This is a genomic window from Candidatus Borrelia fainii (assembly GCF_027925085.1).
Lineage (GTDB): Bacteria > Spirochaetota > Spirochaetia > Borreliales > Borreliaceae > Borrelia > Borrelia turicatae.
Genome location: NZ_AP027075.1, coordinates 1 through 10,409, shown reverse-complemented (window position 1 = coordinate 10,409; position 10,409 = coordinate 1). Strand labels below are relative to the sequence as shown.

12 protein-coding genes are annotated in these 10,409 nt (G+C 25.9%); 6 read left to right on the top strand and 6 right to left on the bottom strand.

The genetic code is table 11. The annotated features are described in order from the left end of the window. Positions 1–35 precede the first annotated feature (35 nt). The 4 genes from QMG63_RS05710 to QMG63_RS05695 all read right to left on the bottom strand — a co-directional run bounded on the left by QMG63_RS05710 (position 36) and on the right by QMG63_RS05695 (position 1,857). Positions 36–551 (bottom strand): chromosome replication/partitioning protein, encoded by a 516-nt coding sequence (locus tag QMG63_RS05710; protein WP_281862467.1) that lies wholly within the window; start codon positions 549–551, stop codon positions 36–38. A 63-nt stretch (positions 552–614) separates the two neighbouring features. Further along, on the bottom strand, positions 615–1,364 hold the full coding sequence (locus tag QMG63_RS05705) for a ParA family protein (protein WP_281862469.1): 750 nt from the start codon (positions 1,362–1,364) through the stop codon (positions 615–617). Next, positions 1,361–1,624, bottom strand: coding sequence for a hypothetical protein (locus tag QMG63_RS05700; RefSeq protein WP_281862471.1), 264 nt, complete (start codon positions 1,622–1,624; stop codon positions 1,361–1,363). The genes QMG63_RS05705 and QMG63_RS05700 overlap by 4 nt, the downstream gene beginning before the upstream one ends. 2 nt (positions 1,625–1,626) lie before the next feature. Then, positions 1,627–1,857, bottom strand: a complete 231-nt coding sequence (locus QMG63_RS05695) for a hypothetical protein (RefSeq protein ID WP_281862473.1) — start codon at positions 1,855–1,857, stop codon at positions 1,627–1,629. Positions 1,858–2,074: 217 nt separating this feature from the next. Between QMG63_RS05695 and QMG63_RS05690 the strand changes: the two genes are divergently transcribed. Next, entirely contained in the window at positions 2,075–2,662 is a 588-nt protein-coding gene (locus tag QMG63_RS05690; RefSeq protein ID WP_281862476.1) for a plasmid maintenance protein, read from the top strand. A 1,510-nt stretch (positions 2,663–4,172) separates the two neighbouring features. On the opposite strand, the gene QMG63_RS05685 is transcribed toward QMG63_RS05690, so the two are convergent. Continuing rightward, positions 4,173–4,817, bottom strand: coding sequence for a hypothetical protein (locus QMG63_RS05685; RefSeq protein WP_281862477.1), 645 nt, complete (start codon positions 4,815–4,817; stop codon positions 4,173–4,175). Positions 4,818–5,592: 775 nt separating this feature from the next. On the opposite strand from QMG63_RS05685, the gene QMG63_RS05680 reads away from it, so the two are divergent. Beyond that, positions 5,593–6,237: a hypothetical protein gene (locus QMG63_RS05680; protein ID WP_281862477.1), complete on the top strand. Its 645-nt coding sequence runs from the start codon at positions 5,593–5,595 to the stop codon at positions 6,235–6,237. A gap of 1,510 nt (positions 6,238–7,747) precedes the next feature. Here the strand turns inward: QMG63_RS05680 and QMG63_RS05675 are convergent. After that, positions 7,748–8,335, bottom strand: a complete 588-nt coding sequence (locus QMG63_RS05675) for a plasmid maintenance protein (RefSeq protein WP_281862476.1) — start codon at positions 8,333–8,335, stop codon at positions 7,748–7,750. Between the two features lie 217 nt (positions 8,336–8,552). Between QMG63_RS05675 and QMG63_RS05670 the strand changes: the two genes are divergently transcribed. The 4 genes from QMG63_RS05670 (at position 8,553) to QMG63_RS05655 (ending at position 10,374) form a co-directional block, all read left to right on the top strand. Then, positions 8,553–8,783, top strand: coding sequence for a hypothetical protein (locus tag QMG63_RS05670; protein ID WP_281862473.1), 231 nt, complete (start codon positions 8,553–8,555; stop codon positions 8,781–8,783). 2 nt (positions 8,784–8,785) lie between these two features. Further along, a complete protein-coding gene (locus QMG63_RS05665) occupies positions 8,786–9,049 on the top strand; it encodes a hypothetical protein (protein WP_281862471.1) in 264 nt (87 codons plus the stop codon). Then, a complete protein-coding gene (locus QMG63_RS05660; RefSeq protein ID WP_281862469.1) occupies positions 9,046–9,795 on the top strand; it encodes a ParA family protein in 750 nt (249 codons plus the stop codon). Before QMG63_RS05665 ends, QMG63_RS05660 begins: the two co-directional genes overlap by 4 nt. Positions 9,796–9,858: 63 nt before the next feature. Continuing rightward, positions 9,859–10,374, top strand: a complete 516-nt coding sequence (locus QMG63_RS05655) for a chromosome replication/partitioning protein (protein ID WP_281862467.1) — start codon at positions 9,859–9,861, stop codon at positions 10,372–10,374. Positions 10,375–10,409: the final 35 nt, after the last annotated feature.

Below are 10,409 nucleotides of genomic sequence, written 5' to 3'. Positions count from 1 at the left end.
TATTAATTATTTTTTAGTATAAAACACTTAGTCAATTATACCATAAACGATTCCCAATTATCCAACAAATATTCAAGCAAAAACTTCTCAAGTTTTTGCTTGTTTTTCACAAGAATCAACTGCTTCTCTTTATCCTCTAAATTAAATCTAACAATAACAGGTTTACACTCTGAAGGACTTCTCTTAACTCTTATATCATTAATAATTTTATTCAAAGAACTTTGCATAACATCTTGCTCACTTACATTTTCATTTTCTAAATAAGCACCGATTTTAATATATCTGTATATCATAGTTCTACTAAATTTATAATCTAAACAAAACTCATAAAAATTATCATATCCATCAAATCTATATAATTTATTCTTCTTTATCTCATAAAGTGCCTTGGCTAGTTCCAGTCTATTAACAACTTCTTCCAAAGTTCGAGCCTTAATTTCTTCTTTAAGTTGTCTATACCTTGATCGAGCCTTTTCTTTATCAGAAACATCCTCAATTTGAGTGACATCTCCCACCCTGCTTTTAATAGTATTAAGTATATCCATTTTCATCTTTATTCCCTCAACATAAATATTTGTAAACCAGTTTACAAATATTTATGTTGTTTTTATATTTTAAATACCTTCAATAACTTCAGCAACCTTTAAATATTCATTATAATATCGTTCGCTCTCCTGAGGTTCTAATCTATAAGTAACCATCTTCTGAATAGCAGCACTTCTATGAATTTTAATCGGAACATATTCCTGATAAAGTTGTTGTAAGCTATAAAAAAATTCTTTCTTTATTTTCCTATTTTCTTCGTAAAGAGTTTGAATAACATAATAACTCTTAAAATCCTGTTTCTGATAAGCACTAATAATCTCTTGCATTTTACTTTTCAAAATATCATAACTTTCAATTGCCCATAGCTCTGCTGGTAAAGGAATAACAACCTTGGTAGCAATCATCAAAGAATTAATAAGCTCTTTATTAACCGATGGGGGGGTATCAATTAATATATAATCATAATTATCGAAATAAGGGGTTAAAATCGTTTTCAACTTATACTCCTGCCCAATAATATTCTCTCCTGAAAATTGAGAAAGCTTAATGTGTGATGGAGCAAAGTGCAAATTATCTGTTATTTCATGAACAATACTCATAAAAGACTTTTTAGACTTTAATACTTCGTAAATATTATATTCTCTTATATCGATTTTGTTTTCAAAATAAGGAAGAAAATAAGAAGTAACACTGGCCTGAGAATCAATATCTATAAGTAAAGTTTTATACTTTTTAGAAAAAATAAACCCCAACATTATTGCTGTTACACTTTTACCAACTCCACCCTTAATTGAAGAGATTGTTATAATATCTCTCACCTCATACCTCTAGAATCTAAACACTTAAACCTCTTATCATAAAAAAGTTTATCTAAATTATCTTCAGCAATTAAGAGTTCCTCAGACAAAGAATTAACAACGCCAATATCTTTTGCCTTAATTGAGATATTAAGCTTTTTAATCTTATTTTTTATTGTAAAATAAGAAATATTATTAATTTTAGCCAAAAAAAGAGGAGTATAATATTTTTTTCCCTCATATTCAATGAAGAAATTTCTCAAATCTGTTGTCTCTGCCAAACTCAACTACCTTTTTGCCATTCTTTCTTTAGCTTGCCTCTAATAAAATTTTGGGCCTCTTCACTTAAAAGCAACTCCCTTTTCTTAAAAAACAAGTCTTTAGAAGAAATTATACCTTCAATTTTATTTTTTTTTATATATCTCGAAAGATAAGAAGAATCACTATATCCCAACTCCTTTGAAAATTCTTTCAAATTTTTTAAAGAATTTAAAAAATTTAATGTAATTCGCACAACATTTTATCTCCTAAATAAATTTTCATTAATAGCACAAATTATTGTCTAATATAACTAACTTTATTATAAACCATGAACATCATTTTGTAAATCAAATTGACAAAATAACTTTTTTAGTATATATATACATTATGTTGATTTTGTTTTTTAAACATAGAGACAAAAAAGACCTAAAAATCAAGGTCTTAAACAAACTGAAATAAAGGATAAATCGATGAAAAATTTAAATTTCTTTTTATATAATAACAGCAAACTCAAGAAAAATCAAGTTAGACTAATAAAACTAATTTCCATCTTAAAATATCTAAACAAAAACAAGTTAGGGTATAACCAACAAGACATACTTAACTTAACTAACTTTTTTTTAAAAAAAGAGGGTTACACGGTCATTAAAATGAAAACATTACAAAAAGATTTGAGCTTCCTCAAAAAAAACAATGTAATAAAAACATTCATAATCAGACTTGGGGAATACAAAGGTTCAAAAATAAAGTACATACCAAAAAACAATGCATATCAAATATTAAAGCAAATACTCAATTCAACAGAAGAACTATTAGAAAGAACATTCAATATTATATATAAACTAAGCAAACAGGAAAAAATCAAAAATAAAACAGAGCAAAAAAATAGAACAAAAAATAGCAGTGTAAATAATAATATAAATAATAATATAAATAATAATATAAATAATAGAAAAAAAACAGGAACAAAAAGTGACAAACAACAACAAACAATAGAAAAAATATTAGAAAAATACATGTTATACAAGGGTAAACAACAAAAAATAACCAAAATATAAGAGTAATACAAAGAAAAAAATTAATACATGAGCCAGGAGAAAGGGGAAAAAGTAATTATAAGTACAAAATTAAGAATTTTTTTAAAAACCTAAGCTACTTTATAATACCCTGAAAATTTAGCAGGAAGAACATAAAAACAAACATAATAAACCAAACACACTGATAACAATAATAAAGGCAAAAAAACCTCTTTATATCAAATAGACAAACTTTTTGAATTAAAAATAAAAAAATTTGTACAAGTAAATAACATTTAACATGTTACTTTTTGATAGTCTCAACGAGATCAATAAGTGATAATAGATTATCCTCTCACCAAAGAAAAACACTTCTTAGAGCATTATAAATCTTACAAGAGGATTATTGTAATTACAATATTATACTTACTATTAAGACCACCTTGAAGTCATTACTAAAGACCAAGTAAAATACACTCATACCGCCTCAAAACCAGAAGAATTTAAAAGAAATACACACAACTAAAAAATAATGTCTCTATAAATAAAAATATCACCTTATCTCTCCAAATTTTTTTGGAAAATAAACTAGGAGAGCTAAAATCAAGTAATTACTTATCAAAAGTATAAATCTTTCATTGTCTTTTGATAAGTAAAGATTATTAGAATTAATGTATATGTCTCCTTGAGATACAAAAGGATTTTTAAAAAATACTCGTAGAGAAATATTTCAATTAAAATTTTTTGAGTGAAAAATCTATGTACGAAATAAATAATCTTTTTCCATTATATAAATAAAAAGAAAACCCCTTGGGGAAGGGGATTATTTAAAAGAATGTATGGTATGAAGTAAATATTGATAATAAATTCTTTTAATTTTAAAAAAGGAGAATATTTAATAATTAATTATTAGTTCAAAAATTAATCATTTCAAGTTTTTCTAAAAAATTGCTAAATATTTTTTTCTCAAAATTTTAAATAGATGTGCCAGGATTGATCAATAACCTTAAAATTTCGACTCGTATAAGTATTGACTACCTTAATGATAGCTTATTTACAAGTTAAATATTGATAATTTGCCTTACATTTGTTTTGAGGGATGAGGACAAAAAGTTTTAACTATAATTTTTTGAAGGTTCTTCTTTTATACTAACAAAATTTTTGAATATCTTGGGAATTAAGATAGACTATTATCTGCTTAATTTGAAATCTCTTCCGTTAAGAATAGATTTCACTTAGAATACAAGAAAAGAAAGTCCCTACTCCTACGTCTTGTTTTGGAGAGGATTGATAGGAGTGTAGGGAACTATTGATAGAATGCTTTCTACCGCATTTATATCTGTTTATAATATTATTTTATTTTTTTAATTTTGTAAATATTTTTAAAAAATTTTATTATATTCAACGCCAAGACCAAATATTCACATAATATCGAATCAATTGACGGTGCAACCAAGTGTAAATAAGTTAATAATAGTTCATATTTATAAGGTTATTAACGATATTTACCATTGTAAACTCAGATGTATTTTGATTAAATACATTGCACTTATTATCTTGCGTTAAAATCATGATCAAGGTTTTTTATTACTTTTAAAAGGCTCATTTGACCTGCTTGTAATGTAGAAATTTTTCTTCTCTTATGTCTACAGTTTAATTCTTGGTTTATTTTTTTATTAAATTCTTGCATTTTTTTAATCTCTAAGGCACTTGGTTCATAGTCGATCCATTTTTTGTCTATCCACCCTTTTTCCCATTCATAATAGCCTTCATTGTAGTTAGTTCCATTAAACTCATCGAAATGTCTTGAAAGCGCTGATATTAATTTTGCACCATATTGAAGCATTTTCTCTGTTTTTGTCTTTACGGCAAATTCATCATAATCATAGGCTTTACCCGTTTGCATATTGATGATATCAACAATTAGTTTAAAGGTATTTATGCAATTCATTGCAATATTGCCAAATGGAAGATCTGGACTACTTAAGCACTTGATATTGATAGCATATTTACTCTTTAAACTTCTAGGTATTTTGAAGAAATCGACTATAAATCCATCGACTTTGGCTTTGTAATTTGCCTCATACTGAGAATTACCGAAAAAGGTCTCCCGATGACCCTCAGTCATATAATTATCATAATTCAGCATCATAGGCAACTTTTTTTCTTGAAAATTATCTTGTTTAATATTTTCCATCTCATATCCTTTTTAGATCAAAAAGTTTTGCTTTGATCTCATACATTATTATAATATATATTAAATAAGAATCGATACAAATAGCTGATGATTTTTTTAGTACGAATTTTTTGTTTGCTTTAACACAAGTTCGAGACCCTTTTACCTGGAATCATTATTTTTTATATTTGATATTGTTTTTTTGCAGGTTTGTGATAAATTTAATTTATCTTTAACCTTTAACCATTTATAAGAAGCTTTGAGCAAGCAATTTTCTCAAAGCTTCTTATTGCTATATTACTACACAGTATTAATATAATAGTATAACGATAGATATATATTGTCTTACAGGATAGTTTGTTTGACCATAAAAACTCAAAAGAGTAAGACATGCGTCAATAAATATAGCAACGCATAAATATCTGCTTATAGGTAACTTTTTCCAAAAAAATTATAATCAATTCAAATTTACCAATTTTAAAATAATCAAACTATATACTATATTAATACTGTGTAGTAATATAGCAATAAGAAGCTTTGAGAAAATTGCTTGCTCAAAGCTTCTTATAAATGGTTAAAGGTTAAAGATAAATTAAATTTATCACAAACCTGCAAAAAAACAATATCAAATATAAAAAATAATGATTCCAGGTAAAAGGGTCTCGAACTTGTGTTAAAGCAAACAAAAAATTCGTACTAAAAAAATCATCAGCTATTTGTATCGATTCTTATTTAATATATATTATAATAATGTATGAGATCAAAGCAAAACTTTTTGATCTAAAAAGGATATGAGATGGAAAATATTAAACAAGATAATTTTCAAGAAAAAAAGTTGCCTATGATGCTGAATTATGATAATTATATGACTGAGGGTCATCGGGAGACCTTTTTCGGTAATTCTCAGTATGAGGCAAATTACAAAGCCAAAGTCGATGGATTTATAGTCGATTTCTTCAAAATACCTAGAAGTTTAAAGAGTAAATATGCTATCAATATCAAGTGCTTAAGTAGTCCAGATCTTCCATTTGGCAATATTGCAATGAATTGCATAAATACCTTTAAACTAATTGTTGATATCATCAATATGCAAACGGGTAAAGCCTATGATTATGATGAATTTGCCGTAAAGACAAAAACAGAGAAAATGCTTCAATATGGTGCAAAATTAATATCAGCGCTTTCAAGACATTTCGATGAGTTTAATGGAACTAACTACAATGAAGGCTATTATGAATGGGAAAAAGGGTGGATAGACAAAAAATGGATCGACTATGAACCAAGTGCCTTAGAGATTAAAAAAATGCAAGAATTTAATAAAAAAATAAACCAAGAATTAAACTGTAGACATAAGAGAAGAAAAATTTCTACATTACAAGCAGGTCAAATGAGCCTTTTAAAAGTAATAAAAAACCTTGATCATGATTTTAACGCAAGATAATAAGTGCAATGTATTTAATCAAAATACATCTGAGTTTACAATGGTAAATATCGTTAATAACCTTATAAATATGAACTATTATTAACTTATTTACACTTGGTTGCACCGTCAATTGATTCGATATTATGTGAATATTTGGTCTTGGCGTTGAATATAATAAAATTTTTTAAAAATATTTACAAAATTAAAAAAATAAAATAATATTATAAACAGATATAAATGCGGTAGAAAGCATTCTATCAATAGTTCCCTACACTCCTATCAATCCTCTCCAAAACAAGACGTAGGAGTAGGGACTTTCTTTTCTTGTATTCTAAGTGAAATCTATTCTTAACGGAAGAGATTTCAAATTAAGCAGATAATAGTCTATCTTAATTCCCAAGATATTCAAAAATTTTGTTAGTATAAAAGAAGAACCTTCAAAAAATTATAGTTAAAACTTTTTGTCCTCATCCCTCAAAACAAATGTAAGGCAAATTATCAATATTTAACTTGTAAATAAGCTATCATTAAGGTAGTCAATACTTATACGAGTCGAAATTTTAAGGTTATTGATCAATCCTGGCACATCTATTTAAAATTTTGAGAAAAAAATATTTAGCAATTTTTTAGAAAAACTTGAAATGATTAATTTTTGAACTAATAATTAATTATTAAATATTCTCCTTTTTTAAAATTAAAAGAATTTATTATCAATATTTACTTCATACCATACATTCTTTTAAATAATCCCCTTCCCCAAGGGGTTTTCTTTTTATTTATATAATGGAAAAAGATTATTTATTTCGTACATAGATTTTTCACTCAAAAAATTTTAATTGAAATATTTCTCTACGAGTATTTTTTAAAAATCCTTTTGTATCTCAAGGAGACATATACATTAATTCTAATAATCTTTACTTATCAAAAGACAATGAAAGATTTATACTTTTGATAAGTAATTACTTGATTTTAGCTCTCCTAGTTTATTTTCCAAAAAAATTTGGAGAGATAAGGTGATATTTTTATTTATAGAGACATTATTTTTTAGTTGTGTGTATTTCTTTTAAATTCTTCTGGTTTTGAGGCGGTATGAGTGTATTTTACTTGGTCTTTAGTAATGACTTCAAGGTGGTCTTAATAGTAAGTATAATATTGTAATTACAATAATCCTCTTGTAAGATTTATAATGCTCTAAGAAGTGTTTTTCTTTGGTGAGAGGATAATCTATTATCACTTATTGATCTCGTTGAGACTATCAAAAAGTAACATGTTAAATGTTATTTACTTGTACAAATTTTTTTATTTTTAATTCAAAAAGTTTGTCTATTTGATATAAAGAGGTTTTTTTGCCTTTATTATTGTTATCAGTGTGTTTGGTTTATTATGTTTGTTTTTATGTTCTTCCTGCTAAATTTTCAGGGTATTATAAAGTAGCTTAGGTTTTTAAAAAAATTCTTAATTTTGTACTTATAATTACTTTTTCCCCTTTCTCCTGGCTCATGTATTAATTTTTTTCTTTGTATTACTCTTATATTTTGGTTATTTTTTGTTGTTTACCCTTGTATAACATGTATTTTTCTAATATTTTTTCTATTGTTTGTTGTTGTTTGTCACTTTTTGTTCCTGTTTTTTTTCTATTATTTATATTATTATTTATATTATTATTTATATTATTATTTACACTGCTATTTTTTGTTCTATTTTTTTGCTCTGTTTTATTTTTGATTTTTTCCTGTTTGCTTAGTTTATATATAATATTGAATGTTCTTTCTAATAGTTCTTCTGTTGAATTGAGTATTTGCTTTAATATTTGATATGCATTGTTTTTTGGTATGTACTTTATTTTTGAACCTTTGTATTCCCCAAGTCTGATTATGAATGTTTTTATTACATTGTTTTTTTTGAGGAAGCTCAAATCTTTTTGTAATGTTTTCATTTTAATGACCGTGTAACCCTCTTTTTTTAAAAAAAAGTTAGTTAAGTTAAGTATGTCTTGTTGGTTATACCCTAACTTGTTTTTGTTTAGATATTTTAAGATGGAAATTAGTTTTATTAGTCTAACTTGATTTTTCTTGAGTTTGCTGTTATTATATAAAAAGAAATTTAAATTTTTCATCGATTTATCCTTTATTTCAGTTTGTTTAAGACCTTGATTTTTAGGTCTTTTTTGTCTCTATGTTTAAAAAACAAAATCAACATAATGTATATATATACTAAAAAAGTTATTTTGTCAATTTGATTTACAAAATGATGTTCATGGTTTATAATAAAGTTAGTTATATTAGACAATAATTTGTGCTATTAATGAAAATTTATTTAGGAGATAAAATGTTGTGCGAATTACATTAAATTTTTTAAATTCTTTAAAAAATTTGAAAGAATTTTCAAAGGAGTTGGGATATAGTGATTCTTCTTATCTTTCGAGATATATAAAAAAAAATAAAATTGAAGGTATAATTTCTTCTAAAGACTTGTTTTTTAAGAAAAGGGAGTTGCTTTTAAGTGAAGAGGCCCAAAATTTTATTAGAGGCAAGCTAAAGAAAGAATGGCAAAAAGGTAGTTGAGTTTGGCAGAGACAACAGATTTGAGAAATTTCTTCATTGAATATGAGGGAAAAAAATATTATACTCCTCTTTTTTTGGCTAAAATTAATAATATTTCTTATTTTACAATAAAAAATAAGATTAAAAAGCTTAATATCTCAATTAAGGCAAAAGATATTGGCGTTGTTAATTCTTTGTCTGAGGAACTCTTAATTGCTGAAGATAATTTAGATAAACTTTTTTATGATAAGAGGTTTAAGTGTTTAGATTCTAGAGGTATGAGGTGAGAGATATTATAACAATCTCTTCAATTAAGGGTGGAGTTGGTAAAAGTGTAACAGCAATAATGTTGGGGTTTATTTTTTCTAAAAAGTATAAAACTTTACTTATAGATATTGATTCTCAGGCCAGTGTTACTTCTTATTTTCTTCCTTATTTTGAAAACAAAATCGATATAAGAGAATATAATATTTACGAAGTATTAAAGTCTAAAAAGTCTTTTATGAGTATTGTTCATGAAATAACAGATAATTTGCACTTTGCTCCATCACACATTAAGCTTTCTCAATTTTCAGGAGAGAATATTATTGGGCAGGAGTATAAGTTGAAAACGATTTTAACCCCTTATTTCGATAATTATGATTATATATTAATTGATACCCCCCCATCGGTTAATAAAGAGCTTATTAATTCTTTGATGATTGCTACCAAGGTTGTTATTCCTTTACCAGCAGAGCTATGGGCAATTGAAAGTTATGATATTTTGAAAAGTAAAATGCAAGAGATTATTAGTGCTTATCAGAAACAGGATTTTAAGAGTTATTATGTTATTCAAACTCTTTACGAAGAAAATAGGAAAATAAAGAAAGAATTTTTTTATAGCTTACAACAACTTTATCAGGAATATGTTCCGATTAAAATTCATAGAAGTGCTGCTATTCAGAAGATGGTTACTTATAGATTAGAACCTCAGGAGAGCGAACGATATTATAATGAATATTTAAAGGTTGCTGAAGTTATTGAAGGTATTTAAAATATAAAAACAACATAAATATTTGTAAACTGGTTTACAAATATTTATGTTGAGGGAATAAAGATGAAAATGGATATACTTAATACTATTAAAAGCAGGGTGGGAGATGTCACTCAAATTGAGGATGTTTCTGATAAAGAAAAGGCTCGATCAAGGTATAGACAACTTAAAGAAGAAATTAAGGCTCGAACTTTGGAAGAAGTTGTTAATAGACTGGAACTAGCCAAGGCACTTTATGAGATAAAGAAGAATAAATTATATAGATTTGATGGATATGATAATTTTTATGAGTTTTGTTTAGATTATAAATTTAGTAGAACTATGATATACAGATATATTAAAATCGGTGCTTATTTAGAAAATGAAAATGTAAGTGAGCAAGATGTTATGCAAAGTTCTTTGAATAAAATTATTAATGATATAAGAGTTAAGAGAAGTCCTTCAGAGTGTAAACCTGTTATTGTTAGATTTAATTTAGAGGATAAAGAGAAGCAGTTGATTCTTGTGAAAAACAAGCAAAAACTTGAGAAGTTTTTGCTTGAATATTTGTTGGATAATTGGGAATCGTTTATGGTATAATTGACTAAGTGTTTTATACTAAAAAATAATTAATT

What these genes read in the sequence shown, in the direction of transcription:
- QMG63_RS05710 (WP_281862467.1), bottom strand. Translation starts at nt 551, where the DNA reads ATGAAAATGGATATACTTAATACTATTAAAAGCAGGGTGGGAGATGTC.
- QMG63_RS05690 (WP_281862476.1), top strand. Translation starts at nt 2,075, where the DNA reads ATGAAAAATTTAAATTTCTTTTTATATAATAACAGCAAACTCAAGAAA.
- QMG63_RS05685 (WP_281862477.1), bottom strand. Translation starts at nt 4,817, where the DNA reads ATGGAAAATATTAAACAAGATAATTTTCAAGAAAAAAAGTTGCCTATG.
- QMG63_RS05680 (WP_281862477.1), top strand. Translation starts at nt 5,593, where the DNA reads ATGGAAAATATTAAACAAGATAATTTTCAAGAAAAAAAGTTGCCTATG.
- QMG63_RS05675 (WP_281862476.1), bottom strand. Translation starts at nt 8,335, where the DNA reads ATGAAAAATTTAAATTTCTTTTTATATAATAACAGCAAACTCAAGAAA.
- QMG63_RS05655 (WP_281862467.1), top strand. Translation starts at nt 9,859, where the DNA reads ATGAAAATGGATATACTTAATACTATTAAAAGCAGGGTGGGAGATGTC.